Source organism: Pseudomonas entomophila (assembly GCF_018417595.1).
Lineage (GTDB): Bacteria > Pseudomonadota > Gammaproteobacteria > Pseudomonadales > Pseudomonadaceae > Aquipseudomonas > Aquipseudomonas entomophila_C.
This window is the reverse complement of record NZ_CP070982.1, coordinates 3,583,202-3,607,637: the sequence shown is the minus strand read 5'-3', so window position 1 is coordinate 3,607,637 and position 24,436 is coordinate 3,583,202. Positions and strand designations below refer to the sequence as shown.

The 24,436-nt window shown below is 67.1% G+C and carries 25 protein-coding genes; 10 read left to right on the top strand and 15 right to left on the bottom strand.

Translation table 11 applies throughout. The features are described from left to right. Nucleotides 1-60 precede the first annotated feature (60 nt). Nucleotides 61-1,131, top strand: a complete 1,071-nt coding sequence (locus JYG34_RS15585) for a C45 family autoproteolytic acyltransferase/hydolase (protein WP_213657300.1) — start codon at nucleotides 61-63, stop codon at nucleotides 1,129-1,131. 57 nt (nucleotides 1,132-1,188) lie between these two features. After that, entirely contained in the window at nucleotides 1,189-2,508 is a 1,320-nt protein-coding gene (locus JYG34_RS15580; RefSeq protein WP_213657299.1) for an MFS transporter, read from the top strand. Between the two features lie 7 nt (nucleotides 2,509-2,515). Here JYG34_RS15580 and JYG34_RS15575 read toward each other — a convergent pair whose 3' ends face one another. Next, nucleotides 2,516-2,989 carry an isochorismatase family protein gene (locus JYG34_RS15575; protein ID WP_213657298.1) on the bottom strand — a complete coding sequence of 158 codons (474 nt, stop codon included), beginning with the start codon at nucleotides 2,987-2,989 and terminating at the stop codon, nucleotides 2,516-2,518. A 112-nt stretch (nucleotides 2,990-3,101) separates the two neighbouring features. Here JYG34_RS15575 and JYG34_RS15570 point away from each other — a divergent pair, with 112 nt between their 5' ends. Next, the gene (locus JYG34_RS15570) at nucleotides 3,102-3,683 is read left to right on the top strand and encodes an AAA family ATPase (RefSeq protein WP_213657297.1); all 582 of its coding nucleotides are present in this window, start codon (nucleotides 3,102-3,104) and stop codon (nucleotides 3,681-3,683) included. A 152-nt stretch (nucleotides 3,684-3,835) separates the two neighbouring features. Here the strand turns inward: JYG34_RS15570 and JYG34_RS15565 are convergent, their stop codons facing one another. Next, on the bottom strand, nucleotides 3,836-5,122 hold the full coding sequence (locus tag JYG34_RS15565; RefSeq protein ID WP_213657296.1) for a Zn-dependent hydrolase: 1,287 nt from the start codon (nucleotides 5,120-5,122) through the stop codon (nucleotides 3,836-3,838). A 110-nt stretch (nucleotides 5,123-5,232) separates the two neighbouring features. Next, nucleotides 5,233-6,726: an NCS1 family nucleobase:cation symporter-1 gene (locus JYG34_RS15560; protein ID WP_213657295.1), complete on the bottom strand. Its 1,494-nt coding sequence runs from the start codon at nucleotides 6,724-6,726 to the stop codon at nucleotides 5,233-5,235. 604 nt (nucleotides 6,727-7,330) lie between these two features. Here JYG34_RS15560 and hydA point away from each other — a divergent pair. The 4 genes from hydA to JYG34_RS15540 all read left to right on the top strand — a co-directional run bounded on the left by hydA (nucleotide 7,331) and on the right by JYG34_RS15540 (nucleotide 11,999). Then, nucleotides 7,331-8,770: a dihydropyrimidinase gene (gene hydA / locus JYG34_RS15555; protein WP_213657294.1), complete on the top strand. Its 1,440-nt coding sequence runs from the start codon at nucleotides 7,331-7,333 to the stop codon at nucleotides 8,768-8,770. Between the two features lie 127 nt (nucleotides 8,771-8,897). After that, nucleotides 8,898-10,265: an NAD(P)-dependent oxidoreductase gene (locus JYG34_RS15550; RefSeq protein WP_213657293.1), complete on the top strand. Its 1,368-nt coding sequence runs from the start codon at nucleotides 8,898-8,900 to the stop codon at nucleotides 10,263-10,265. Then, nucleotides 10,266-11,540 (top strand): NAD-dependent dihydropyrimidine dehydrogenase subunit PreA, encoded by a 1,275-nt coding sequence (gene preA, locus JYG34_RS15545; protein WP_213657292.1) that lies wholly within the window; start codon nucleotides 10,266-10,268, stop codon nucleotides 11,538-11,540. 180 nt (nucleotides 11,541-11,720) lie between these two features. Next, nucleotides 11,721-11,999 (top strand): acyl-CoA-binding domain-containing protein, encoded by a 279-nt coding sequence (locus JYG34_RS15540; RefSeq protein WP_213657291.1) that lies wholly within the window; start codon nucleotides 11,721-11,723, stop codon nucleotides 11,997-11,999. A gap of 84 nt (nucleotides 12,000-12,083) precedes the next feature. Here JYG34_RS15540 and JYG34_RS15535 read toward each other — a convergent pair whose 3' ends face one another. Together JYG34_RS15535 and JYG34_RS15530 are read right to left on the bottom strand one after the other, a co-directional pair. Then, nucleotides 12,084-12,488, bottom strand: a complete 405-nt coding sequence (locus JYG34_RS15535) for a DUF4440 domain-containing protein (RefSeq protein WP_213657290.1) — start codon at nucleotides 12,486-12,488, stop codon at nucleotides 12,084-12,086. Beyond that, nucleotides 12,478-13,824 carry an MFS transporter gene (locus tag JYG34_RS15530; protein ID WP_213657289.1) on the bottom strand — a complete coding sequence of 449 codons (1,347 nt, stop codon included), beginning with the start codon at nucleotides 13,822-13,824 and terminating at the stop codon, nucleotides 12,478-12,480. The genes JYG34_RS15535 and JYG34_RS15530 overlap by 11 nt, the downstream gene beginning before the upstream one ends. A 91-nt stretch (nucleotides 13,825-13,915) precedes the next feature. On the opposite strand from JYG34_RS15530, the gene JYG34_RS15525 reads away from it, so the two are divergent. Next, nucleotides 13,916-14,818 (top strand): LysR family transcriptional regulator, encoded by a 903-nt coding sequence (locus JYG34_RS15525; RefSeq protein ID WP_213657288.1) that lies wholly within the window; start codon nucleotides 13,916-13,918, stop codon nucleotides 14,816-14,818. Between the two features lie 9 nt (nucleotides 14,819-14,827). On the opposite strand, the gene JYG34_RS15520 is transcribed toward JYG34_RS15525, so the two are convergent. After that, nucleotides 14,828-15,448, bottom strand: a complete 621-nt coding sequence (locus JYG34_RS15520; RefSeq protein ID WP_213657287.1) for a TetR/AcrR family transcriptional regulator — start codon at nucleotides 15,446-15,448, stop codon at nucleotides 14,828-14,830. 35 nt (nucleotides 15,449-15,483) lie between these two features. Next, nucleotides 15,484-16,263, bottom strand: coding sequence for an NAD(P)H-dependent oxidoreductase (locus JYG34_RS15515; RefSeq protein WP_213657286.1), 780 nt, complete (start codon nucleotides 16,261-16,263; stop codon nucleotides 15,484-15,486). Nucleotides 16,264-16,349: 86 nt separating this feature from the next. Here JYG34_RS15515 and JYG34_RS15510 point away from each other — a divergent pair, with 86 nt between their 5' ends. Next, nucleotides 16,350-17,267 carry a LysR family transcriptional regulator gene (locus tag JYG34_RS15510; RefSeq protein WP_213657285.1) on the top strand — a complete coding sequence of 306 codons (918 nt, stop codon included), beginning with the start codon at nucleotides 16,350-16,352 and terminating at the stop codon, nucleotides 17,265-17,267. Nucleotides 17,268-17,486: 219 nt separating this feature from the next. Continuing rightward, entirely contained in the window at nucleotides 17,487-18,107 is a 621-nt protein-coding gene (locus tag JYG34_RS15505) for a LysE family translocator (RefSeq protein ID WP_213657284.1), read from the top strand. A 166-nt stretch (nucleotides 18,108-18,273) separates the two neighbouring features. Here the strand turns inward: JYG34_RS15505 and JYG34_RS15500 are convergent, their stop codons facing one another. Genes JYG34_RS15500 through JYG34_RS15465 form a run of 8 tightly spaced genes read right to left on the bottom strand, consistent with a single transcriptional unit; the run spans nucleotide 18,274 to nucleotide 24,313 of the window. Then, the gene (locus JYG34_RS15500) at nucleotides 18,274-19,143 is read right to left on the bottom strand and encodes a metal ABC transporter substrate-binding protein (RefSeq protein ID WP_213657283.1); all 870 of its coding nucleotides are present in this window, start codon (nucleotides 19,141-19,143) and stop codon (nucleotides 18,274-18,276) included. After that, on the bottom strand, nucleotides 19,140-20,039 hold the full coding sequence (locus JYG34_RS15495; protein ID WP_213657282.1) for a metal ABC transporter permease: 900 nt from the start codon (nucleotides 20,037-20,039) through the stop codon (nucleotides 19,140-19,142). The genes JYG34_RS15500 and JYG34_RS15495 overlap by 4 nt, the downstream gene beginning before the upstream one ends. Beyond that, the gene (locus JYG34_RS15490) at nucleotides 20,036-20,785 is read right to left on the bottom strand and encodes a metal ABC transporter ATP-binding protein (protein ID WP_213657281.1); all 750 of its coding nucleotides are present in this window, start codon (nucleotides 20,783-20,785) and stop codon (nucleotides 20,036-20,038) included. Before JYG34_RS15490 ends, JYG34_RS15495 begins: the two co-directional genes overlap by 4 nt. Continuing rightward, nucleotides 20,782-21,690, bottom strand: coding sequence for a metal ABC transporter substrate-binding protein (locus JYG34_RS15485; RefSeq protein ID WP_213657280.1), 909 nt, complete (start codon nucleotides 21,688-21,690; stop codon nucleotides 20,782-20,784). Before JYG34_RS15485 ends, JYG34_RS15490 begins: the two co-directional genes overlap by 4 nt. 16 nt (nucleotides 21,691-21,706) lie before the next feature. Next, on the bottom strand, nucleotides 21,707-22,276 hold the full coding sequence (locus JYG34_RS15480; RefSeq protein ID WP_213657279.1) for a DUF6162 family protein: 570 nt from the start codon (nucleotides 22,274-22,276) through the stop codon (nucleotides 21,707-21,709). Continuing rightward, the gene (locus JYG34_RS15475; protein ID WP_213657278.1) at nucleotides 22,273-22,590 is read right to left on the bottom strand and encodes a hypothetical protein; all 318 of its coding nucleotides are present in this window, start codon (nucleotides 22,588-22,590) and stop codon (nucleotides 22,273-22,275) included. The genes JYG34_RS15480 and JYG34_RS15475 overlap by 4 nt, the downstream gene beginning before the upstream one ends. Beyond that, nucleotides 22,587-23,126: a thiamine pyrophosphate-binding protein gene (locus tag JYG34_RS15470; RefSeq protein ID WP_213657277.1), complete on the bottom strand. Its 540-nt coding sequence runs from the start codon at nucleotides 23,124-23,126 to the stop codon at nucleotides 22,587-22,589. Before JYG34_RS15470 ends, JYG34_RS15475 begins: the two co-directional genes overlap by 4 nt. Further along, the gene (locus JYG34_RS15465) at nucleotides 23,123-24,313 is read right to left on the bottom strand and encodes a PepSY-associated TM helix domain-containing protein (protein ID WP_213657276.1); all 1,191 of its coding nucleotides are present in this window, start codon (nucleotides 24,311-24,313) and stop codon (nucleotides 23,123-23,125) included. Before JYG34_RS15465 ends, JYG34_RS15470 begins: the two co-directional genes overlap by 4 nt. Nucleotides 24,314-24,436 lie beyond the last annotated feature (123 nt).

Below are 24,436 nucleotides of genomic sequence, written 5' to 3'. Positions count from 1 at the left end.
GATGATCGCGGAGGGGGCGCGCCGCTAGGCTGGCGCAGTTCCCACAGGAGTTTCCCCGTCGTGAAGATCCACACGTTCGTCAGTGATATCCGTGACCCTTCGGCACGCGGCCGCCAGATCGGCGAAGCCTTCGCCGAGCAGATCCGCCACACCACCCAGCTTTACCTGGACTTCTTCCCCCGTGTCGGCATAGCGCCGCAGCAGGTCCAGCGCATCGGCGAGAACAGCCTGGCCGCGCTGGAGGCCTGGAGCCCGGCGCTGGCCGCGGAAATCGCCGGCATGGCCACAGGTGCCGGATTGCCCCTGTGGCAGTTGGCGAGCCTGAACGCCCGCACCGAGGTGCTGGCGGCGCGCACCCGCCACAGCGAATGCTCGACCACCGTGCACGCACCGCGCGGTCCGCGCGCGCCGCAAACCCTGCAGACCTGGGACTGGCACGACAGCCTCTGCCCCCACGGCCTGATGCTGGCGCTGGACACCGAGCGTGGCCTGCGGGTCAAACTGTTCTGCGAGTTCGGCATGCTGGCCAAGCTCGGGGTCAACAGCGCGGGCCTGGGCCTGCACTTCAACATCCTCCACCACGCCAGCGACAACGCTCACGGCGGCGTGCCGGTGCATGCCATCGCCCGGCGCCTGCTGGAAGAGGCCACCGGCGTCGACGAGGCCATCGAGCTGGCGCGCTCGGCACGGGTCAGCGCGTCCACCGTGCTTACCGTGTTCTCCCGCGAGGACAAAAGCCCCCGTGCCGTGAGCATCGAGCTCAGCCCCGAACGCACCGCGCTGGTGCTGCCGGGCGAGGATGGCTGGCTGCTGCACACCAACCACTTCCTCGACCCGCAACTGAGCGAAGGCGAGCAGGTCGCCGACCGCGCCGACACCGAAGGCCGCCTGGCCCACCTGCGCCAGGTGATCGGCCAGATGGGCAGCCCTGACCTGCGTGCCCGTGCCGAAGCGATGTGCGGCGCGGCCGGCGACGCCGCGCCGATCTGCTTCCACCCGGACCTGGCATTGCCCGATACCGAGCGCTGGGAAACCTTGCTCAGCGTGGGCATCGATACCGAACAGTGCGCGCTCGACTATGTGGCCGGCACGCCGTTGCAACTGGCCAAGGCCGGCTTCCAGCGTTTCTGAGAACTACCGGCGCCACGCCCGAGCTGGCGCGGCGCCAACACGATGAGAACAATAACAATGCATGCGCACCCTGCGTCTTCCCGCTCCGCCTTGCGGACCTTCTGTGTCTCCGGCCTCGGCACCGCGCTGGAGTTCTACGACTTCATCATCTACGGCACCGCCGCCGCGCTGGTCTTCCCCCAGGTGTTCTTCCCCGGGCTCGATCACCTGACCGCCACCTTGGTGGCGTTCAGTGCCTTCGGTGCCGGGTTCTTCGCCCGGCCCCTGGGTGGCCTGGTGTTCGGCCATTTCGGCGACCGCGTCGGCCGGCAGAAGGTGCTGGTCACCACGCTGCTGTTGATGGGGTTGAGCACTTTCCTGATCGGCTGCCTGCCCAGCCATGCCAGCATCGGCGCGGCGGCCCCGGTGCTGCTGGTGCTGCTGCGCCTGGTCCAGGGCTTCGCCGCCGGCGGCGAGTGGGGTGGGGCGGCGCTGTTCGGCATCGAGTCGGCGCCCCCGGGGCGGCGCGGGTTGTGGGGCAGCTTCACGAGTATGGGCATCGGTGTCGGCGGTATCCTCGGCGCGGCGGTGTTCGCCCTGGTCAGCGCCGCGGCCGACGACAACCTGGTGGACTTCGCCTGGCGCATCCCGTTCTGGCTGGGCGGCACCCTGGTGCTGATCGGCCTGTACGCCCGGCTCAAGGCGCCGCCCGCCACACCCGCGCAGGCACCGGCGCGGGCGCCGCTGGCCGAGGCGTTGCGCCAGCGCCCACGGCAGTTGCTGCTGTGTACCGGGATCGCCTTTGGTTACTGCAGCATCGCCTACATCGGCAGCACGTTCTTCCTCACCTATGCTACCCAGGCCGGCTTCGGCAGCACCGAGGCGTTGATGTTCGACCTGACCCTGTCGGTGGCCATCGTGCTGTCGGCGCCGCTGTTCGGGCACCTGTCCGACCGCCTGGGGCGGCGCACGGTGATGGTGTATGGCGCCTTGGCGATGGCGCTGGGGCTGTTCGCGTTCTTCGCCCTGGTCGACCTGCACAGCTTTGCCATCGCGCTGTTCGCCTATGGCCTGACCGGCGCGTTGATGGGGGCGACCCAGGGGCCGATCCCGGCATTTCTCGGCGAACAGTTCCCGCGCAGCATGCGTTACTCGGGGATCTCGGCCAGCTACCAGGTCGGCGCGGCGCTGGGCGGCGGCACGGCGTCGAGCATCGCCACGGCGATCCTGATCCTCACCGACCATAACCCCTTGGGGGTGGCCCTCTACGGCGCTGCGGCGCTGCTGCTTGTCGCCGTGTGCTCGCTGATGCTCAAGGAGACGGCGCGCTTGAGCATGGCGCAGATCGATGAGCCCGGGCCGGCCCATGCAGGCCGTGCCGTGGTGACCGGGCCGTAGCGCGGGGTCAGAGGTTGGCCAGTACTTCGGCGGCGGTGGTCACCTGGCCGAAGTGGTGCTTCCACAGGTCGATGCCCAGCTGCCCGGAGCGGTCCAGCGAGGAGCCCGAGGTGAGGTCGGTCACCAGGGTCGGGTTGAGCCCGGCGTCGAACAGGGCAAAACCCGCCGCCAGCACGCAGGTCTCGGTCTGCAGGCCGCACACCAGCACGCGCTCGACGTTCAGGCTCTTGATGTAGGCGAGGGTTTCGGCGGTCTGACCGTAGCCGTGCTTGATGAACACCTTGTCCGCTTCGACCAGGGCCACGTCCTCGGCGGCCGGGTGCCAGCCGAGCTGGCGCTGGAACGGGGTGGCCTGCTCGTCGTGCAGTTCGACGGAGGCGACGGTGGGGATGGTCGCCGACAGCCGGCGGATGCCGTCCACCAGTCGCTCGGACGGGCTGAAGGTGGATTGCACGTCTACGATGAGCAGTACTTGCCGCATTGATTTTTCCCGATCCAGGTACGAAGGGCGCCGAGTATAGCGCCGAGCGCCTCGTGGGGGGCGTTCGTCCTGGGTTTGAACGTGGTGGATACGCCGCAGCGAAGGGGCGCTCATGCAACGGATCGTGATTCTGGGCAACGCCGGCAGTGGCAAGTCGACCCTGGCCAGGGCGATTGGCGCGCGGCTGGGGTTGCCGGTGGTGCACCTGGACCGGTTGTTCTGGGAACCCGGCTGGGAGGAGGCGGACGACGAGGTGTTTCGCCAGCGGGTGGTACAGGCGCTTGCGGGCGGCAGTTGGGTGACCGATGGCAATTATTCGCGGCGCACTTTCGACTTGCGTCTGCCTCACGCCGACCTGGTGATCTGGCTGGACACGCCGCGGCTGACTTGCCTGAGGCGGGTTATCCAGCGTTCGTTGCTCAAGCCTGCGCGGCCTGATTTGCCGCAGGGGTGCAATGAGAAGCCGAACAAGGATTTTCTCGTATTTCTCAAGTTCGTCTGGCATTTCGACCGGGTCAGCCGGTTGGGGATCGAGGCGTTGCGGCTGGCCATTGGGGCGCAGGTGCCGGTGGTGCACCTCGGGAGTGCGCGGGAGGTGGCGGTTTTTGTCGAGGGGTTGCCTGGGGTGGTCAAGGGCGATGGTCTTGCGGTGCTCTCAAGATCAAGCACCGCTCGCGCGGCGCATCGCGGATGAATCCGCTCCTACAGGCAGTTCGATAGCCTGTGAGGCCGGGGCACGTTGCAACAGATGTAGGAGCGGATTCATCCGCGATGCGCCGCGCGGGCGGCGCTCGATCGCATAGACACTGCAGCACTCCCGTCGAACACCTCGAAAGCGCTATACCCTCAAGCCGCCAACCGCCCGCTGGCAATGGCCTCCGACGCCGCCAGCATCGCCCGCAGCAACACCGCGCAACCGGCTGCCAGATCCTGCGGCGTGGCGTTCTCGATCTCGTTGTGGCTGATCCCACCTTCACACGGCACGAAGATCATCCCCGCCGGCCCCAGTTCGGCGAGGAAGATCGCGTCATGCCCGGCGCCACTGACGATGTCCATGTGCGGAAAACCCAGGCTGCGCGCCGAGTCGCGCACGGCATCGACGCAACCACGGTCGAAGTACAATGCCGGGAAGTCGGCGGTCGGGGTCAGCTCGAAACTCAGGCCGTGCTTGGCGCAGGTGGCGTCGATCACCGCGCGCACCTCGCTGATCATCGCATTCAGCTGCTCGCCTTCGAGGTGACGGAAATCCAGGGTCATGCGCACTTCGCCGGGGATCACGTTGCGCGAGCCCGGGTAGGCCTGCAGGCAGCCGACCGTGCCGCAGGCATGGGGCTGGTGGGCGAGGGCGGTGCGGTTGACCGCTTCGACCACGGCGGCGGCGCCGACCAGGGCGTCCTTGCGCAGGTGCATGGGGGTGGGGCCGGCGTGGGCTTCGACGCCGCGCAGGGTGAGGTCGAACCACTTCTGGCCGAGGGCCCCGAGCACCACGCCGATGGTCTTGCGCTGGTCCTCGAGGATCGGGCCTTGCTCGATATGCGCCTCGAAGTAGGCGCCCACCGGGTGGCCCAGCACCGCGCGGGGGCCGGCGTAGCCGATGGTGTTCAGCGCCTCGCCGACGCTCACGCCCTGGGCGTCGCGCTTGGCCAGGGTCTCTTCGAGGGTGAACTTGCCGGCGAACACCCCCGAGCCCATCATGCATGGGGCGAAGCGCGAGCCTTCCTCGTTGGTCCATACCACCACTTCCAGCGGCGCCTCGGTTTCCACGCCGAGGTCGTTGAGGGTGCGGATCACCTCCAGGCCGGCCATGACCCCGAAGCAGCCGTCGAACTTGCCACCGGTGGGCTGGGTGTCGATATGGCTGCCGGTCATCACCGGGGGCAGTTTGGCGTTGCGCCCAGGGCGGCGGGCGAAGATATTGCCGACCGCGTCGATGCTGACGCTGCAACCGGCGGCCTGGGTCCATTGCACGAACAGGTCGCGGGCCTGGCGGTCGAGGTCGGTCAGGGCCAGGCGGCAGACGCCGCCTTTCTGGGTGGCGCCGAGGCGGGCGAGGTCCATCAGCGACTGCCACAGGCGGGCGCTGTCGATGTGGTGCTCGGTGGATAGCAGGACTTCCTTGGCGAGGGTGGTCATGGGTGTCTCCTCAGGGCTTTGTTGTTCTGGTAGGAGCGGCTTCAGCCGCGATGCAGGCGCCGCGGTGTCTGCATCGCGGCTGAAGCCGCTCCTACGGAAGTCGTGTCAGGTCAATGGGTCAGGTTCTGGTCCAGGCGTGCCGGGCCACGTAGCGCCAGGCCGCCCAGGGCGTAGTAGAGCCCGCCACCGAGCAGCGAGCCGGTGAACCAGCCATAGTCGTAGAACCAGCTGAAACTGCTGTTACCGATAGCCATCACGGTCAGCGCCACCGGCACGGCGAAGGCGGCGAAACCGGCCCAGTTCCACGCCGGGTAGACGTCGTCGCGGTACAGCCCGGCCAGGTCCAGCTGCTGGCGGCGCACCAGGAAGTAGTCCACCACCATGATCCCGGCGATCGGCCCGAGCAGGCTGGAGTAGCCCAGCAGCCAGTTGGAATAGACGCTCTCCAGGCTCAGGTCGGAAACGATCCAACCGAGCTTCTTGAGCAGCTCGTGGCCCATCAGCGCCAAACCGATGAACCCGGTCAGCCACACCGCCCGGCTGCGGCCGATCAGGCGCGGGGCGATGTTCTGGAAGTCATTGGTGGGCGAGACGATGTTCGCCGCGGTGTTGGTCGACAAGGTGGCGATGATGATCAGCGCCATGGCCAGGGCCACCCAGCCCGGGCTCTGGATATGGCCGATCAGGCTCACCGGGTCGGACACCGTCTGGCCCACCAGCGAGGCCGAGGCGGCGGTCATGATCACCCCCAGCGCGGCGAACAGGAACATGGTCAGCGGCAGGCCGAAGATCTGCCCGAGGATCTGGTCCTTCTGGCTTTTCGCATAGCGGCTGAAGTCGGGGATGTTCAGCGACAGGGTGGCCCAGAACCCGACCATGGCGGTGAGCCCGGCGCAGAAGTAGCTGACCACGCTGGCCCCCTCGGGGCGCTTGGGTGGCTGGGCCAGCAGCTCGGTCATCGACATGTGCGGCAGCGCCCAGAACAGCAGGCCGACCCCGACCGCCACCAGCAGCGGCGCCGACAATGTTTCCAGCCACTTGATCGACTCCGCCCCGCGCAACACCACCCACAGGTTCAGCGACCAGAACAGCATGAAGCCGATCACCTCGCCGGTGCCGCCCAGGGCTTTCCACTCGGGGAACAGCGAGCCGAGGAACAGGTGGATGGCCAGGCCGCCGAACATGGTCTGGATACCGAACCAGCCGCACGCCACCACGGCGCGGATCAGGCACGGCACGTTGGAGCCGAAGATACCGAACGATGAACGCAGCAGCACCGGGAAGGGGATGCCGTACTGGGTGCCGGGGAAGGCGTTGAGGGTCAGCGGGATGAGCACGATCAGGTTGGCCAGCAGGATCGCCAGCAGCGCCTCGCCGACGCTCAGGCCGAAGTAGGCGGTGAGCACGCCGCCCAGGGTGTAGGTGGGCACGCAGATGGACATGCCCACCCACAGCGCGGTGATGTGCCACTTGTTCCAGGTGCGCTGGTGCACCTTGGTGGGGGCAATGTCGTGGTTGTAGCGGGGGCTGTCGAGGACGTCGCTGCCGGCGTCGAGCTCGTACAGGCCGTGCTGCTCGACCACTTGCGATCTGCTCTGCTGCATGGGGCTCTCCAGGTTCTTCTTGTCGTTGTTCGCTCATCGGGCTGAGGCGATGGCCGGAGTACACGCAAACATCCATTACCGCACCTGCGGCCCGGCCAGGCGGTTGTGGCCTGCGTCTTCAACAAACGTGCCGGGTCGGCCAAAGCCTTCCCGGCGGGCCACCGCCGACCGGAGGTAACTCACTGAGTTGCAACAGCATTCAGCAGCACTGTGGGCGATCACTCGCCGGGCGGTGCATCGGTGGGTCCACAGGCACCGTGATTCAACGCGGTGCAGCCTGGAAAACCGCTGGCGCGGCCTGCGCCTTCCCACCCGGTTTCAAGCAGCTGAATTTGCATAAAAAATCTTGACCAATTTGGCTTCCTGTCAAGTGCGTCAAAATGGTGAAGGGCTGTTCCGTTTTGGTGATTTCCACTAAATAACTATAAAAATCAATAAGTTATTTGTTTGGTAATTTGGATATATTTTTTCTTGATGAATATTCGATCAGCAACTAGCCTCGATTCTTGTCAGGCCTGACAGGATTGATCCGCGCCCGCAGGCACTGGCCCAGAAAAATTCCAAGAACCGGCCAGAAGACCGGTCAGCCTGCGAGGAAAACGGCATGTCCCTGTTGATCCGTGGCGCCACCGTGGTCACCCACGAAGAGCATTACCCCGCCGATGTCCTGTGTGCCGATGGCCTGATTCGCGCCATCGGGCAAAACCTCGAAGCCCCCACCGACTGCGAGATCCTCGACGGCAGTGGGCAGTACCTGATGCCCGGCGGCATCGACCCGCACACCCACATGCAACTGCCGTTCATGGGCACCGTGGCCAGCGAGGACTTCTTCAGCGGCACCGCCGCAGGCCTGGCCGGGGGCACCACCTCGATCATCGACTTCGTCATCCCCAACCCGCAGCAATCGCTGCTCGACGCCTTCCACACCTGGCGCGGCTGGGCGCAGAAGAGCGCCAGCGACTACGGCTTCCACGTTGCCATCACCTGGTGGAGCGAGCAGGTCGCCGAAGAGATGGGCGAGCTGGTGGCCAAGCATGGGGTGAACAGTTTCAAACACTTCATGGCCTACAAGAACGCGATCATGGCCGCCGACGACACCTTGGTCGCCAGCTTCGAGCGTTGCCTGCAACTGGGCGCGGTGCCCACCGTGCACGCCGAGAACGGCGAGCTGGTCTACCACCTGCAGCGCAAGTTGCTGGCCCAGGGGCTGACCGGGCCCGAGGCGCACCCGCTGTCGCGCCCCTCGCAGGTCGAAGGCGAGGCCGCCAGCCGCGCCATCCGCATCGCCGAGACGCTGGGCACGCCGCTGTACCTGGTGCACGTGTCCAGCCGCGAGGCGCTGGACGAGATCACTTATGCCAGGGCCAAGGGCCAGCCGGTGTATGGCGAGGTGCTGCCCGGCCACCTGCTGCTCGACGACAGCGTCTACCGCGACCCGGACTGGGCCACCGCCGCCGGCTACGTGATGAGCCCGCCGTTCCGCCCCCGCGAGCACCAGGAGGCGCTGTGGCGCGGCTTGCAGTCGGGCAACCTGCACACCACCGCCACCGACCACTGCTGCTTCTGCACAGAGCAGAAAGCCATGGGCCGCGATGACTTCAGCCGCATCCCCAACGGCACCGCCGGCATCGAGGACCGCATGGCGGTGCTGTGGGACGCCGGGGTGAACAGCGGGCGCCTGTCGATGCACGAGTTCGTCGCGCTGACCTCCACCAATACCGCGAAGATCTTCAACCTGTTCCCGCGCAAGGGCGCCATCCGTGTCGGCGCCGACGCCGACCTGGTGCTGTGGGACCCGCAGGGCACGCGGACCATCTCGGCCCAGACCCACCACCAGCGGGTCGACTTCAATATCTTCGAGGGCCGCACCGTGCGTGGCATCCCCAGCCACACCATCAGCCAGGGCAAGGTGCTCTGGGCCGACGGCGACCTGCGCGCCGAGCCGGGGGCGGGGCGCTATGTGGAGCGGCCGGCGTATCCCTCGGTGTACGAGGTGCTGGAGCGCCGGGCCGAACACCAGCGGCCGACGCCGGTCCAGCGCTGAATCGGGTTCGCCGGCAAGCCGGCTCCTACCTCGCACGTGTAGGAGCCGGCTTGCCGGCGAACAGCGCCCGAAAGGCCAGGCGCATGACCACCGCCTGAGCCCATAAAAAACAGAGAGGCTACCCACCGTGATCGACGCCCTGAACCACTTGCCGCGCCCCCGGGCCGGCGCCGACCAGCTGGCCGAGCGCTTCACCGACCTCGCGCCCCCGCTCACCGCCCGCCAGGCCGCCCTCGAAAGCGCCCGCTGCCTGTACTGCTACGACGCGCCCTGCGTCAACGCCTGCCCCAGCGATATCGACATCCCCTCGTTCATCCACCGCATCAGCGACGAAAACCTGCAAGGCGCCGCCGAGCGCATCCTCTCGGCCAACATCCTCGGTGGCAGTTGCGCCCGGGTGTGCCCGACCGAGATCCTCTGCCAGCAGGCCTGCGTGCGCAACAATGCCCAGGAGTGCGCGCCGGTACTGATCGGCCAGCTGCAACGCTACGCCCTGGACAACGCCCAGTTCAGCGAACACCCCTTCAAGCGTGCCCCGGCCACCGGCAAGCGCATCGCTGTGGTCGGCGCCGGGCCTGCCGGGCTGTCCTGTGCCCACCGCCTGGCCATGCATGGCCATGACGTGGTGGTGTTCGAGGCGCGGGACAAGGCCGGTGGCCTCAACGAATACGGTATCGCCCGCTACAAGCTGGTGGACGACTACGCCCAGCGCGAAGTCGAGTTCCTGCTGGGCATCGGCGGCATCGAGATCCGCCACGGCCAGCGCCTGGGCGAAAACCTCGCGCTGGGCGAGCTGCACGGCCAGTATGACGCCGTGTTCCTCGGCCTTGGCCTGAGCGCGGTGCGGCAATTGGGGCTGCCGGACGAGGAGGCCCCCGGCCTGCTGGCCGCCACCGAATACATCCGCGAACTGCGCCAGGCCGACGACCTCAGCCAGCTGCCATTGGCCGACCGCTGCCTGGTGATCGGTGCCGGCAACACCGCCATCGACATGGCCGTGCAGATGAGCCGCCTGGGCGCCCGCGACGTCAACCTGGTGTACCGCCGTGGCGAGGCCGACATGGGCGCCACCGGCCACGAGCAGGAAATCGCCAAGCAGAACCAGGTGCGCCTGCACACCTGGGCGCGCCCCGAGACCGTGTTGCTAGATGATCAGGGCCGCGTGCGCGGCATGCGCTTCGTGCGCACACAACTGGTCGATGGCCGCCTGAAAGATACCGGCGAAACCTTCGAACTGGCCGCCGACGCGATCTTCAAGGCCATCGGCCAGCGCTTCGACGACGCAAGCCTCGGCGACCCGCTGGCCGCGCAACTGGCCCGCGACGGCGAGCGCATCCGCGTCGATGAACAGATGCGCACCAGCCTGCCGGGCATCTACGCCGGTGGCGACTGCACCGCCCTGGGCCAGGACCTCACCGTCCAGGCCGTGCAACATGGCAAGCTGGCCGCCGAAGCCATCCATGCCCAACTCATGCTCAACGTGGAGGCTGCGTAAATGGCCGACTTGTCCATCGTGTTTGCCGGCATCAAGGCGCCCAATCCGTTCTGGCTGGCCTCCGCGCCGCCCACCGACAAGGCCTACAACGTGGTCCGCGCCTTCGAGGCCGGGTGGGGCGGGGTGGTGTGGAAGACCCTGGGCGAGGACCCGGCGGCGGTCAATGTGTCGTCGCGCTACTCGGCGCACTTCGGCGCCAACCGCCAAGTGCAGGGCATCAACAACATCGAGCTGATCACCGACCGTTCGCTGGAGATCAACCTGCGCGAGATCACCCAGGTGAAGAGGGACTGGCCCGACCGCGCGTTGGTCGTGTCGCTGATGGTGCCGTGCGTGGAGGAATCGTGGAAGTTCATCCTGCCGCTGGTGGAGGCCACCGGCGCCGACGGCATCGAGCTCAACTTCGGCTGCCCCCACGGCATGCCCGAGCGCGGCATGGGCGCTGCGGTGGGCCAGGTGCCGGAGTACGTGGAGATGGTCACCCGCTGGTGCAAGACCCACTGTTCGCTGCCGGTGATCGTCAAGCTCACCCCCAACATCACCGACATCCGCCAGTCGGCGCGCGCCGCCCATCGTGGCGGGGCCGACGCGGTGTCGCTGATCAACACCATCAACTCGATCACCAGTGTCGACCTGGACCGCATGGTCGCCCACCCCATCGTCGGCGACCAGAGCACCCACGGCGGCTACTGCGGCTCGGCGGTCAAGCCCATCGCCCTGAACATGGTCGCCGAGATCGCCCGCGACCCCGCAACTCGTGGCCTGCCCATCTGTGGCATCGGTGGTATCGGCACCTGGCGCGACGCCGCGGAGTTCATTGCCCTGGGCAGCGGCGCGGTGCAGGTGTGCACGGCGGCAATGCTGCATGGCTTTCGTATCGTCGACGACATGAAGGACGGCCTGGCGCGCTGGATGGACCAGCACGGGCACGCCAACCTCGACGCCTTCCGCGGGCAGGCCGTGGGCCATACTACCGACTGGAAGTACTTGGACATGAACTACAAGTCGGTGGCGCAGATCGACCAAGCGGCGTGCATCGGTTGCGGGCGTTGCCACATTGCCTGCGAGGATACTTCGCACCAGGCTATCGCCAGTACCCTCAAGGATGACGGCACTCACGTCTACAGCGTGATCGAGGAGGAATGCGTGGGTTGCAACCTGTGCCAGATCACCTGCCCGGTGGAAAGCTGCATCGAGATGGTCGCGCAGGACACCGGCAAGCCGTACCTGAACTGGACCCAGGATCCGCGCAATCCCTATCGCGAGGTGGGTTGAGTAGGGCGGGGTGGTGATCGCTACCTGGCAATTCTGTCAGTAGACGCTCCACGGCAATGCAAGCAGTCTGCCTGCGTGGGGCGTCGTCTTTTCATATTCGGGTATCTGGTGGTTCCGATCTCACCAACCTTGCAAGTGACGCGCGCCCTCGGTAATCGGTGATAGGCGAGGAACGTCATGATGCGCGACGATCTGGAGGCAAGATTCCTGGAAACCGCGCGCAGGCTGAAGCAACTGCGCACCAGCCCACCGCTGGAGACTCGGCTATTGCTCTGGAAGCTTCACAGGCAGGCAACGTACGGCGATTACGATGGTGCTGGGGTGCGTGGCCGTGCGCTGGCAGGTCGCAACAGTAATGAGGAAGACATCCTGCGGCGCGGCTGGGGGGAGCTGAAAGGAACACCCAAGGACGCGGCCATGTGGCTGTACCTTCAGCTGGCCGACACGATTCGAGATTGACCTTCATGGCGATGTCTGCGCAGTGCCTGGCACCGGCTTTGCCGGTGTTCGCCGGCAAAGCCGGCTCCTGCAGGAGCAGCCAGGTCACAGTGGTATTGCTGTTTCGTGCAGGCAGTGCCATGTCACGGCTTGATCGCTGCATTCGATGATCGCCAATGACCAGCGGGCCTGCCCCACCCCCTGCAAACGATGCGTCTCCTTGTAGCGCACGGCCACATTTTTCCCCGCCTGCCATACCACCCGCACCTCGTCGACGACGATCTCAAGCCCCGGCCGGGCACCGGCCGCGCGGTGGAACAACTGCTCCACCTGCTGGCGATCAAACATGCTGCCCGCCGTGCCGACCATGCTGAAGTCATCGGCAAATACCGCCATCAGTTCCATGAGCGTTGCCTGGGTCTCGGTGAGCGGGCGGGTGAAGACCTCCTGGATCAGTTCGTGGACGTGATGAATGCTGTGCTCTGCGCGGGCAAGAGTGTTATCGGGCATCGCGGATGTGCTCCTGGGGTAGTGTGCGTAGTCGTGTGAGGGGCAGCAGCCCGAGCAGCGCCGCCAGGGCGAACGTCAGGTGATAGGCATTTGCTGGCGGCAGCAGGTTGTAGATCATCAGCAACAGTGCCGCGCCGAGGCTGAACGCCATCTGCCGGTTGAGATTCCACAGCACGCTGGCCTGATGGGTCTGCGCGCCGGTGAAATCGAGCAGCGCGGTGGCCTGCGCGGCGTTGGCGCCAAGGCCGCCGCCGATGCCCATCAGGCCATAGGCCGCGATCAGCATTGGGGTGTCGGTATTGCTGTCGACCAGCACCAGCAGGGTGATACCCAGGCTGTGCAGGAGCATCCCAAGCCGCAACAATCGCCGCGCCCCCACCTGGTTGTAGGCCCGACCGACCAGCAGCATGGCGGCGAAGGCGCCAACGGCATAGACGATCATGAACATCCCGGTGGCCCGGGCACTCAGGCTCAACACTTGCTGCAAATAGAAGATGTTCAGCAGGTTCACCCCGGTGAACACGCCCGGGATCGCGTGGTAGACCAGCATCGATACCTGCAACCGTGCATTGGCCAGCAGCTTCAGTTCGACGATGCCGTGCCGCGAACGCGGGTAGTGGCGCTGGTACAACAACGCGCACGACAATCCCGCCGCCAGGCATGCCAGCGCCACCCAGGCCGGATGGCCGGCACCGTACAGCGACAGGCCCAGCAGCAGGCAGGCGAGGGCGCCACTGACCAGCAGCAGCCCTTTGAAGTCCGGGCGTGGCACTGCTGTGCCGGGCGCTTCGCGAACCCACCACCAGGCCAGCCCGGCCGTCAGCAGCGCGAGGGGGATATTCGCCTGGAATACCCAGGGCCAGGTGCCGCCATCGACGATCAGCCCACCCAAGGTAGGCGACAGCGCAGGGGCGATCAGCGCCACCGCCATCACCAGCGTCGAAACGCGGGCGCGCTGCGGGCCCTGGAACAGGTTGAAGGTCAGTGCCTGGCCCACGGGGATCAACAGGCCGCCCGCCAGACCCTGGGCGAAGCGCCAGGCGACCAACGCCGGGAACGAGTCGGCCTGGCCACAGCCCCAGGCGGCCACGGCGAACGCCAGCATCGACAGCGCCAACAAGCGCCGCGCACCCCAGCGGCTCGCCAGCCATGTGCTGACCGGCATCACCAGTGTCAGACCAAGGATGTAGGCGTTGCCCACCCAGGCACTGTTGGCGCTGGCGATGGCGAATTCAGCCGTGATCCGTGGCAGGGCTACGGCTGGCATGAACATGTTGATGCAGTCGATGAAGAACCCCATCAAGAAAACGGTCGCCACGCGGTATCGGTAGGTCATCGGCACTCCTTGTTCGGCGCGCAGCCTAGGTGGCATGGACGCTCCCTGTCGATGTCGCTACCCTTGAAACTCTGTTTGATGGAACTGAACAATGCCGCGCACGGCCCTTCACACCCAGCTCAACCGGGTGCAGACATTCCTCGCCGTGGTCGATGCCGGCTCGTTCACCAAGGCCGCCGACACCCTGGGCATCAGCAAGGCCATGGTCAGCCAGCACATCAAGGCATTGGAGGAAGCGCTGGCGGTGACCCTGCTGCTGCGCAGCACCCGTGCCATCGCCCTGACCGAATCCGGCCAGGCGTTCTACGACGACTTCAAGGTGATCGTCAGCGATGTCGAAAGCGCCTTCGACAACGTCATGCAGCGGCACAACGGCGTGGCGGGGCGCCTGCGCATCAGCACCACCGCCGAATATGGCGAGCGCTTCATCCTGCCGCTGTTGCCGGCGTTCGCCGCGCGTTACCCGGCGCTGTCGCTCAGCTATGAAACCGACTCTTCCCTCAGTGACCTGATCGCCGAACGGCTCGACCTGGTGGTGCGCCTCGGTACATTGCCGGACTCGAACCTGCGCAGTCGCACGCTGGGTGACTACGCCATCGTGCTGGTCGCCTCGCCGGACTTTCTCGGCCGGCACGCGCTCGGCAAACCCGATGACCTGGCGGGCGTGCCCTGGATCGCCAACAGCAATCTGCACAACCCGACGCGCTGGACGCTGCAGTCGTTCGACGGCACAAACGTGAGTGTGGGTGGTGTCGCGGCCTATCAGTCCAATGCCGCGCAGGGCGTACGGGCGATGGCCCTGGCCTCACTGGGCGTCGCCGTGCTGCCGGCCTGGTTGATCGAGCAGGACCTGGCCACTGGCAGCTTGCAGCGGGTGCTGCCCGACTACAGCCTGCCGAGGCAGCCGATCAGCGCGGTGTACCCGAACGGCAGCCATGTGCCGCAGCGCACGCGGGTGTTCATCGATTTTCTCTGCGAGCACCTGGGCCGCTGAGCGGGCGCTTCAGGGCTCCAGGCCGATCCCGCGCAGGATGACACCGGTCACCGTCTGCACCGCGCTTTCGAACGCCACGTCCGACAATGGCTCGCCGCCGTTGAGCAGCGTTACCTGGTAGCCGAAGTCGGCGTAGTGCTGGGTCGAGGCCCAGATCATGTAGAGCAACGCCGAAGGCTCGATCGGCAGGATGCGCCGGTCTTGCACCCAGGCACGGATCTTCGCCTCCTTGAGCTTGGCCCAGGGCACCAGCGAATCGTCCAGGCCCGCCCCCAGCAGCGGGGCGCCGTGCAGCATCTCCTCGGCCCAGATCTTCGAGCCCAGTGGCCGCGAGCGCGAGTGGCCCATCTTGGCGCGGATGTAGCTGGTCAGCACCACGCGTGGGTCGTCGAAGCGCTCGAAGCACAGCGCGTCCTGTTTCCACACGTCCAGCAGGTCCTGCAGCACCGCGCGGTACAACTCGTCCTTGGTGCTGAAGTAGTAATGCAGGTTGGAGCGCGGCAGTTGCGCCAGTTCGGCGATATCGCCCATGGACGTGCCGCCATAGCCTTTCTCGGCGAACACCTGCTCGGCGGCGAGCAGGATCTTCTCGATGTTGCGGCGGCGGATCTCGATCTTGTGGTTGGCCATGGGCGGTCCGAAGCGGCAGGGACCGCCCAAGGCTATCAGCTTTGCAGGTGGATACCGAGCCCTTGCTCGCCGGGGGCGAGGTCTTCGCGCAGGGTCAGCGCCGGGATCAGGTAGTCGCCGCCGTTCTGCCGGCGGAAGGGGATCGGGGCGTCGTGCCACAAGCCGTCCAGGCGCTGCTCCAGTGCCGTGCACGCGGCGGCGAAGGCCGTGGCGTCGACGCGGCCGGCGCGGTGGATGACGAAGGGTGGCAGCACCTCGAAACCGGGGTAGAACAGGATGCCGTGCTGGATGGGGAAGAGGATGTCGTCCAGCGGGCCATTGATGCCTCTTGGCGCATAGTGCGAGGCCCAGCCGCCGGTGGTGACCATCAGCATGGCACGCTTGCCGGCGAAGCTGCCCTCGCCGTAGCGGTCGCCCCAGTGCTGGTCGGAGTGCTCGCCCACGCCATAGGCGAACCCGTAGGCGTACACCCGCTCGACCCAGCCCTTGAGGATCGCCGGCAGGCCGAACCACCACAGCGGGAACTGCAGGATCAGCGCGTCGGCCCAGCGCAGTTTTTCCTGTTCGAGGGTGATATCGGCGCTCTGCGTGCCATTGGCGAAGGCCTGGCGCGAATGCTCCGAAGGCTGGAACGCCTCACCCGGCGGCAAGGCGGTGTTGTCGCCGGCGTCGAGCACGGCCTTGAAGCCCATGGCGTGCAGGTCGGAGACCTGGACGCTGTGGCCCTGGCGTTGCAGGTAGCGCACCGCGTGGTCCTTGAGCGCGCCGTTGAGCGAGCGGGGTTCGGGGTGGGCGTAGACGATCAGCACGTTCATGGTGGGCTCCGGTGAAGAGGGATGGCCGCATCATGGGTTGTATCGAGGTATAGTTGAAATGAATGTCCAATATGTCAGGTATTGCCATGCATAATGCCTTGCGGCGCCTAGACCTCAACTTGCTGGTCACCCTCGACGCCTTGCTCACCGAACACAATGTGACCCGCGCCGCCGAGCGCCTGCACCTGGCGCAGCCGACGGTGAGCGTGCAACTGGCGCGCCTGCGTGAGCTGCTCGATGATCCCTTGCTGCTGCCCGGCCCCCGTGGCATGCGGCCCACCGCCCGCGCCGAAGCCCTGCGCGCGCCGTTGCGCCAGGCGCTGGAGGCGCTGCACCTGGCCATCGCCCCGGCCACGCCGTTCGACCCGGCCCAGGCCCGCCAGACCTGGCGCGTGGCCGCCACCGACTACAGTGCCTCGACCTTGCTGCAACCTGTGTTGGCCACCTTGCGCAGCGAAGCGCCGGGCACGCGCCTGGCGGTGCTCGACCTGGTGCCCAACACGCTGTTGCGCCAGGCCGAGCAGGGCGAGATCGACCTGGCCTTTCATATCGCCGAGCAGGCACCGGCCGGGTTGCGCCAGCGTTCGCTGTTCCATGAGCGCTACGTGTTGGCCGGGCGTGTCGATCACCCGCGTTTGAAGCGCCGGCCGAGCCTGGCGCAGTTCTGCGCGTTGGAACAGGTGATCGTCTCGCCCGATGGCGGTGGTTTCGCCGGGCCGACCGATGCGGCGCTGGCCGAGCAGGGGCTGGCGCGCAAGGTGGTGCTGTCGGTACCACACTTCATGCTGTTGGCTTCGGTACTGGCGGGCAGCGATCTGGTGGCGATGGTGCCTGAGCGCCTGGTGGCCGGTGATGCCCGGCTCAAGGTGGTCGAGGCGCCGCTGGCGGTGGCGGGGTTCGAGATGCTGATGCTGTGGCCGGAGCGGGTGCATCGTGATCCGGGGCACCGCTGGTTGCGTGAGCGGATTGCCCGTTGTGGCCAGGTGTTCGCTGGGCATTTATAGCGCCTTTGAGATCGAGCGCCGCCCGCGCGGCGCATCGCGGATGAATCCGCTCCTACAGGCGAACACCGCCTCTGTCACTGGAGTACATCGCCCGAAACAGATGTGGGAGCGGCCTTGCGTCGCGATGCGCCGCGCGGGCGGCGCTCGATCTGATAGACGCTGCAACTCCCCCGGCGAACCTGCTAACGTTCACCATCCCCCAGCCGAGGCCACCCCACAATGCCCTTCGCCGACAACCTGATCGCCTTCACCCTGGCCGCGACCCTGCTCACCCTCACCCCAGGCCTGGACACCGCGCTGATCCTGCGCACCGCCGCCGTGGAGAACCGCCAGCAGGCCATGCGCGCGGCGCTGGGCATCAATGCCGGCTGCCTGCTGTGGGGCGCGGCGGTGGCCTTCGGGCTGGGTGCGCTGATCGCGGTATCGACGCTGGCCTATGACGTGCTCAAGTACTGCGGCGCCGCCTACCTGGCGTACCTGGGCCTGAACATGCTGCTGCGCCCGCGCCAGTCGGTGGCCAGCGCCGATGCCCAGGGCAAGCCGGGTGCCAACTGGTTCGTCAAGGGCCTGCTGGGCAACCTGCTCAATCCCAAAGTGGGGATCTTCTACGTGTCGTTCCTGCCGCAGTTCATCCCCCAGGGGCAGGCGCTGGTGCCGTGGACCTTTGGCCTGGTCGGCATCCATGTGCTGCTCGGGTTGTTCTGGGCGGTGGCGCTGATCGCCGCGACCCAGCCGTTGGCGGCGGTGCTGCGGCAAGGGCGGGTGGTGAAGTGGATGGATCGGGTGACCGGGGCGGTGTTCGTGTTGTTTGCCTTGCGGTTGGCGGTGAGCCGGCGTTGAGGGGGGCCATTCAAGGTGTTTGCCGGGAGGGATGCGGTGTTTGTGAAATCGAGCGCCGCCCATGCGGCGTATCGCGGATGAATCCGCTCCTACAGGTTTGTCTCGGGTAGGAGCGGATTCATCCGCGATGCGGCACTACCGGCAGCGCTTCAAAAAGGCTTGACCCTCAGCCCTGCACCAGCGCCTGGATCACCTGTTCGACACTGGCCTTGAGCCCCGCCACGGTATCTTCCGCATCGCTCTCGACCACCACCAGCTTCACCCCGGCCGCGTGGATCGCCTCGGCCACCTTGGCGTCCGGCTGGCGGTGGTGCAGCACCAATGCCACATCCTGGGCCTTGAGGTTGTCACCCAACGCCTTGAGCGCCGCAGCGTCCCAACGGTCATCGGCCGGCAACGGTTGCTCGACCACATCGAGGTTCAAACCACTGGCCAGGTAGCCCAGCCGCTCGGAGAGGCTGACCACGCTGAGGTTGTCCACCTCGGCCAGGCGCGCCTGGCTGTTGGCGGTCAGTTCCAGCATCTGGCGCTTGAGGCCGGCCAGGTTGGCCTGGATCTTCGCCTTGTCGGCGGGTGCCAGGCGCTCCAGGTCATTGGCTACCACGTCGGCCATGCGCCCGAGGTTGGTCGGGTTGAGCCAGGGGTAGGCGGCGAAGGCCTCCTCACCCTTGACCGCGATGCCGGGTAAGGCGCCGTCCACCGGCCGCGCCGCATCGATCTCGACGATGCGGATATTGCTGCGCCGGGCCATGGGGTAGAGCGGGTCGTCGCGCCAGATCGAGCGCACGCCGATCACCGCGTCGGCCTGTTGCGCAGCCTTGTGCAGGCTGGCACCGCCACGGCCGCTGAAGTACGCCGGCTGGCGACTGGCAGGCAGGTTGGCCGGCGCGGCGCGCTCAAGTTTGATCGCGGTGCCGTCAAGCAGGTTCTGCGCCAGGCTGTGGGTTACCGGCAGGGTGGTCAGCACCTGGGTGGCGCTGGACAGGGTGGGCAGGCCGGCCAGGAGGGCGGCCAGGGTCAGGTGCTTGAGGGTCATGCCGGGTTTCCTTGCAGGCGAGGGACGAGAGCGCGGGCCAGGGCGGCGAGGGCGAAGCAGCTACCGGCGACCAGGATGATCGCCGCGCCCGAGGGCACCGGCAGGTCGAAGACGATCGGCAGCAGGATGCCCAGCAGGGTGCTCAGGGTGGCAATGACCACCGAGACGAAGAAGAACCCCTTCAGTGACTGGCTCACCAGCCGCGCCGCGGCGGCCGGGATCACCAGCAGGGCGCCGACCAGGATCGCCCCGATCACCTTCACCGAGGCCACGGTCACCAGGGTCACCAGCACCACGAACAGGTAGTCCAGGGTCTTCACCGCCACCCCGCGCGCCGCCGCCAGCTGCGGGTTGAAGCTGGCCAGCATGATGCGGTTGTACAGCGGCAGGGCCAGGGCCAGCACCAGTACCGCGACGATGCCCAGCACCAGCAGGTCGTGGCCGCTGACGGTGAGCACCGAGCCGAACAGCACGTTCTCGAGGATGTGCACGTTGATCTTGCCGGCCAGCATCAGCAGCAGGCTCGCGCCCAGCGCCAGGGACACCGAGAGGAACACGCCGATCAGCGTGTCCGGCGACAGCCCGGTGCGGTTGCGCAGGAAGTTGAGCAGGATGCCGAACAGCAGGCAGTAGCCGAACAGGCTGCCATATGGGCCGGTGTAGGGCTCGCCCAGCAGGATACCGATGGCCACGCCGGTGAGCGCGGCATGGCCCACCGCCTCGGAGAAGAAGGCGAAGCGCTTGACCACCACCAGGGTGCCCAGGCCGCCGAGCACCGGGCCGATCATCAGGCCGGCGAGCAGGGCGTTGACCACGAAACCGTAGGCCAGCGCCTCCGGCAGGTAGCCCGCCGTGGCCCACGCCTGGACCGTTTCGCGGAAGGTATCGAAACTCATCGGGCCAAGCCCTCGCTGCGCGGGTGGACGGAGAACAGCCCGAGCAGGCGCGCGGGCGTGAGGGCCTGGGCCGGTGGGGCGTCGAACAGCACCTGGCGGTTCAGCCCGGTGACCCGGTCGGCCAGGCGCAGCACCGCTGCCAGGTCGTGCTCGATCCACAGCACGGTGGTGCCGGCCTGGCGCCAGCCGTTTAGCAACTGCTCGAACACCTGGATGCCGGCCTCGTCGAGGGCCGACATCGGTTCGTCCAGCACCAGCAGCTGCGGCTCGGGGATCAGCCCCTGGGCCAGCAACACCCGCTGGCGCTCGCCGCCGGACAGGGCGCCCATGCGCCGCTTGCGCTTGTCGAGCATGCCCACCCGCGCCAGGGCCGCGTCGATGGAGGGGCGCACGTGCCGGGCCAGGCCGAGGAACGCCGGGCGCCGCTGGCACATGGCGGCCATGAAGTCGTCGACGGTCATCGGCAGGCCACGGTCGAACTCCAGGGCCTGGGGCACGTAGCCGATCACCTCGCGCTCGCCTGGCCAGTGCAGGGTCAGCTGGCCCTGGTGCGGCATCTGCCCGAGCAGGGTCTTGATCAACGAACTCTTGCCACCGCCGTTGGGGCCGACGATGGCGTGCACGCTGCCGGGGGCGACGCTGAAACGCACCTGGTCGAGGATGCGCGTGCGGCCGAGGGTGAGGTCGATGCCGGCGAAGTCGATGCGCGGCCCGCTGGCGGCCGTGAGGTTGGCGGCGGCGGTCACGCGCGGTTCTCCTGGATGGCCTGGACCACGGTGTCGAGGTTGCGCTTCATCTCCACCTCGTACTTCTCCTTGGTGTAGTCGCCGTAGGAGATGTGTGTGAGGGGGTAGATGCGCACGCCGGATTCACGGTGGATGGTGTCGACGTAGGCGGACGGGAAGTCCATCTCCGAGAAGATCACCTTCACATCCAGCGCCTTGAGCTGGTCGATGGTCTTCTTCAACTGCGCCGGGCTGGGTTCGATGCCGTGGGCCGGCTCCACCACCGCGGTGACCTCCAGGCCGAAGTCGCGCACCAGGTAGTCGTAGGCGGCGTGGATGGTGGCGACGCGCAAGGTCGCGTCCGGCGCCTGGGTGACCTTGGCCAGGGCCTCGGCACGCAGGGCGCGCAGGCGCTTGGCGTAGGCGCGGGCGTTCTGGGTGTAGAACTTGGCGTTGTCCGGGTCAAGCTTGCCCAGCTCGCGGGCGATGTTGTTGACCTGGGCGATGGTGGCGCTGATCGACAGGAAGGTGTGCGGGTTGACCACCTTGCCGGCGCCACGGGCGGCGATGCCGGTGGCGGCCAGCAGCGGCACGTTGGCGTTGGCCTCGATGGTCTTGATGTCGGGCTTTTCGCTGGCGGCGATCATGCGGTCGGCGAAGTCGTCGTGGCCGACGCCGTTGAGCACGATCACATCCAGGCTGCCGATGCGCTTGATGTCCTCGGCGCGCGGCTCGTAGGCGTGGGGGTTGAAGCCGGCCGGGATCAGCGGCACCACCTGGGCCTTGTCGCCGACGATATTGCTCACGTAGCTGTAGTAGGGGTGCAGGGTGATGCCGATGCGCAGGGGCTTGCCGCTGTCGGCAAGAGCCAGGGCCGGCAGGGCGCAAGCTAGCAGCGCCAGGGCGCGGAGGGCGGAGCGGAGCATGGGCGAGTCCTTCGGTTCAGTGACGGTGTTGGCGGGTGACCCCGGCGTCGTAGTGGGTGATGACCTGCTGCCAGCCCGCGGCGATCAGGGCGTCGCGGCCCAGGTCGTCGGGGGCCAGCGCACTGCTGTCGCGGCGCAGCCAGATATCGGGCTGGGTGCCTTCGGCCTGCGCCGGGATCAGCAGGAAACTGCCGGCCACCTGCGGGGCCTGGCTGCGGCCGAGGTAGGCGCCGCTGTCGAGCTTCGACCACTGGTGCTGGCCACGGCGCTGCTGGCTGGCGTCGACGACGAAGGGCGGCAGGCCTTGCTCGGCCAACGCCTCGATGGCGGGCGCGGCACCGGTTTCCTCGCTTAACAGGCGGATCTCCTCGACGGCCACCCACAGGTCGGTGTGGATGCCCTGTTCGGCGGCGTTGAGGTCGCGCCGGGCGTCGAGCTGGTGGGCGGCGATGGCCACTTCGTCCTCGCGCTCACCCCGCAGCGTCACCACGGTGGCGGCGACGATCAGGATCAGCGCGGCAGCCAGCAGTACATACAAGGTTTCATGCCCGGCGCCGGCCGGGCGCACCACCTGGGCGCGGCTCATGGCGCACCGATGTCGGCGTGGTCGACTTCCACCACATGGCCGGGGCCGGCGTCGAACAGCACGTAGAACTCGCCGTCGGGGCGCTTGAAGGTCAAGGTGGAATCGTCGCCCAACTTGCTGGCCACCAGCACCTGCTCGTCGTAGCCGATCACGTCCAGGGTCACCCCAGGCGCGCCGCTGCCATCGGAGAAACCACCCTTGCAGGTGATCTGTTCGCCGGTTTCGGTGCATTCGCACATCGGGTTGTGCGCCAGGGCCGGCAGGGTGGTGCCCAGCAGCAGCGCCAGGGCGAGCCGGCGCATCAGGTGTTTCATGGTTTGCCTCCTTGTTTCTCGAGCCAGGCCGCGGTGGCCGGCGATGCCTTGGCCAGGGCCACCGAACCCTGGTGCATGCTGCCGTCCCAGCCTTCGATGGTGATCCAGATCTGCGCGTCGGCCGGGGTGCGCGGCGGAATCGGCAGCGAGGTGCCCATGCGGTACGGCGCGCCGAAGAACAGCGTGCCGGCGGCGCGCAGGCTGCGCGGCTTGCCGATGCGCAGGTAGACGGCCTTGACCGGGCCGATGCAGGCCTTGCACAAGGCCGCGTTGAACACCTTGAAATAGCCGGCCGGGCCATCGGCGCGCGGGGCCTCGTCGCGCAGCTCGGCCAGGTCCAGGCTGTAGGGGCCGACCTGGATGGCATCGACTTGGTTCGCGCCCAGGCCGCTGTCGCCGCGGATCAGCCTGGCGTCGGCAAAGTACTTGGGCATGAAGCCCAGGGGGATGAGCAGCAGCAGGATGTTCAGGTGGAAGCGCCACTTCAGCCAGCAGCGCTTGAGCGGGCCGTGGTGTGCTGCATGGGCCTGGTTCATGGCTTGGCCTCCAATACGCTGGCCGCCTGCGCCTGGCGCGGGCGCTCCTCACGCTTGAGCGCCGCCGCGGTGGCCTGGGCGGTGCGCTTGGTCCAGATCAGCAGGCCGCTGAACACCATCAGCGACAGCAGCAAACCGAAGAACGCCCAGATCAGCTTGATCGGCAGGCCGCCGAAGTCGCCGGTGTGCAGCGGGCGCATGGATTCGGTGACGAACTCCAGGGCCGAACGGTCGCCGAGCAGGAACTGGCTGTCGACGGCGCGGGTGTAGGGGTTGACCGCGGCGGTCTGGATCATCAGCGGGTACCAGCTGCGCCCACCCAGGCTGACATGGCTGTAGGCGGTGGCCGGCACCGAGATGAAGCTCACCTCGAGGCCTGGAATGTTGCCCTGGGCGATGCGCGTGGCCTCGTCCAGGTCGATGCGCGGGGCCGGCGAGCCGTCCGCGCTGAGCGGTACCTGTTCGCGAGCGATGACCGGCACCACGGGCTCGGTGGTGAAGCTGATGTGGTTGTCCTTCAGCACCGCCTGGATCAGGAACCAGGTGCCGGTGATCGAGATGGTGGCGACGAACCAGATCGACCACACGCCCACCAGGCGGTGCAGGTCACCCCAGAAGATGCGTGGGCCGTGGCTGCGCCGGGGCAGCTTGAAGAAGCCCTTCCAGAACTTCTTGTACACCACCAGCCCGGTCACCAGCGACGCCAGCATCGGCAGGCCCAGCAGCGAGACCAGGTACCAGCCCCAGCTGTAGCCGTTGGTGAAAGGCACCAGCCACCAGCCGTGCAGGGCGCGGGTGAAGGCCTCGAAGTTGAAGTCCGGGCTCTTGCCCTGGATGGCGCCGGTATAGGGGTTGACGTACAGCGTCGGCGAGCTGCCGTCGGGGAAGGTTACCCCGGCGTTGAGGGCGAAGTGCGAGCCGTCGGGCTGGTTGAGAAAGCGCACGGCCATGTCCGGCTCGGCCTTGTGCAGGGCGTCGAGCACCTGCTGGAAGCTCAGGCGCTGGGCTGTGTCGTCGGGCTTGCTGGCGCGCACATCGGGGTTGGCGAGCCAGACGATCTCCTGGCTGACCACCGCGAGCATGCCGGTGAAACAGACGATCAGGACGAAGAACCAGATCGGCAGGGCCAGCCAGCTGTGCACCAGGAACCACAGTTTGGACTTGGATTTTTTCGGTTGTCGGGCCATCGGTCGTTCTGCTGGGAATAGTGGGGTCGAGTCACGGCTCAACCTGAGAGGGCTGCATTAGATAGGACGGATGAGAATGAGAAACCCGTCTGTTTAAATGAAAGAAAATGTTTCAAGGCCGCC

What these genes read in the sequence shown, in the direction of transcription:
- JYG34_RS15470 (WP_213657277.1), bottom strand. Translation starts at nt 23,126, where the DNA reads ATGAACCAGGCCCATGCAGCACACCACGGCCCGCTCAAGCGCTGCTGG.
- JYG34_RS15520 (WP_213657287.1), bottom strand. Translation starts at nt 15,448, where the DNA reads ATGGCCAACCACAAGATCGAGATCCGCCGCCGCAACATCGAGAAGATC.
- hydA (WP_213657294.1), top strand. Translation starts at nt 7,331, where the DNA reads ATGTCCCTGTTGATCCGTGGCGCCACCGTGGTCACCCACGAAGAGCAT.
- JYG34_RS15580 (WP_213657299.1), top strand. Translation starts at nt 1,189, where the DNA reads ATGCATGCGCACCCTGCGTCTTCCCGCTCCGCCTTGCGGACCTTCTGT.
- JYG34_RS15485 (WP_213657280.1), bottom strand. Translation starts at nt 21,690, where the DNA reads ATGCTCCGCTCCGCCCTCCGCGCCCTGGCGCTGCTAGCTTGCGCCCTG.
- JYG34_RS15575 (WP_213657298.1), bottom strand. Translation starts at nt 2,989, where the DNA reads ATGCGGCAAGTACTGCTCATCGTAGACGTGCAATCCACCTTCAGCCCG.
- JYG34_RS15535 (WP_213657290.1), bottom strand. Translation starts at nt 12,488, where the DNA reads ATGCCCGATAACACTCTTGCCCGCGCAGAGCACAGCATTCATCACGTC.
- JYG34_RS15525 (WP_213657288.1), top strand. Translation starts at nt 13,916, where the DNA reads ATGCCGCGCACGGCCCTTCACACCCAGCTCAACCGGGTGCAGACATTC.
- JYG34_RS15500 (WP_213657283.1), bottom strand. Translation starts at nt 19,143, where the DNA reads ATGACCCTCAAGCACCTGACCCTGGCCGCCCTCCTGGCCGGCCTGCCC.
- JYG34_RS15560 (WP_213657295.1), bottom strand. Translation starts at nt 6,726, where the DNA reads ATGCAGCAGAGCAGATCGCAAGTGGTCGAGCAGCACGGCCTGTACGAG.
- JYG34_RS15505 (WP_213657284.1), top strand. Translation starts at nt 17,487, where the DNA reads ATGCCCTTCGCCGACAACCTGATCGCCTTCACCCTGGCCGCGACCCTG.
- JYG34_RS15570 (WP_213657297.1), top strand. Translation starts at nt 3,102, where the DNA reads ATGCAACGGATCGTGATTCTGGGCAACGCCGGCAGTGGCAAGTCGACC.
- JYG34_RS15465 (WP_213657276.1), bottom strand. Translation starts at nt 24,313, where the DNA reads ATGGCCCGACAACCGAAAAAATCCAAGTCCAAACTGTGGTTCCTGGTG.
- JYG34_RS15540 (WP_213657291.1), top strand. Translation starts at nt 11,721, where the DNA reads ATGCGCGACGATCTGGAGGCAAGATTCCTGGAAACCGCGCGCAGGCTG.
- JYG34_RS15510 (WP_213657285.1), top strand. Translation starts at nt 16,350, where the DNA reads ATGCATAATGCCTTGCGGCGCCTAGACCTCAACTTGCTGGTCACCCTC.
- JYG34_RS15565 (WP_213657296.1), bottom strand. Translation starts at nt 5,122, where the DNA reads ATGACCACCCTCGCCAAGGAAGTCCTGCTATCCACCGAGCACCACATC.
- JYG34_RS15475 (WP_213657278.1), bottom strand. Translation starts at nt 22,590, where the DNA reads ATGAAACACCTGATGCGCCGGCTCGCCCTGGCGCTGCTGCTGGGCACC.
- preA (WP_213657292.1), top strand. Translation starts at nt 10,266, where the DNA reads ATGGCCGACTTGTCCATCGTGTTTGCCGGCATCAAGGCGCCCAATCCG.
- JYG34_RS15530 (WP_213657289.1), bottom strand. Translation starts at nt 13,824, where the DNA reads ATGACCTACCGATACCGCGTGGCGACCGTTTTCTTGATGGGGTTCTTC.
- JYG34_RS15515 (WP_213657286.1), bottom strand. Translation starts at nt 16,263, where the DNA reads ATGAACGTGCTGATCGTCTACGCCCACCCCGAACCCCGCTCGCTCAAC.
- JYG34_RS15480 (WP_213657279.1), bottom strand. Translation starts at nt 22,276, where the DNA reads ATGAGCCGCGCCCAGGTGGTGCGCCCGGCCGGCGCCGGGCATGAAACC.
- JYG34_RS15495 (WP_213657282.1), bottom strand. Translation starts at nt 20,039, where the DNA reads ATGAGTTTCGATACCTTCCGCGAAACGGTCCAGGCGTGGGCCACGGCG.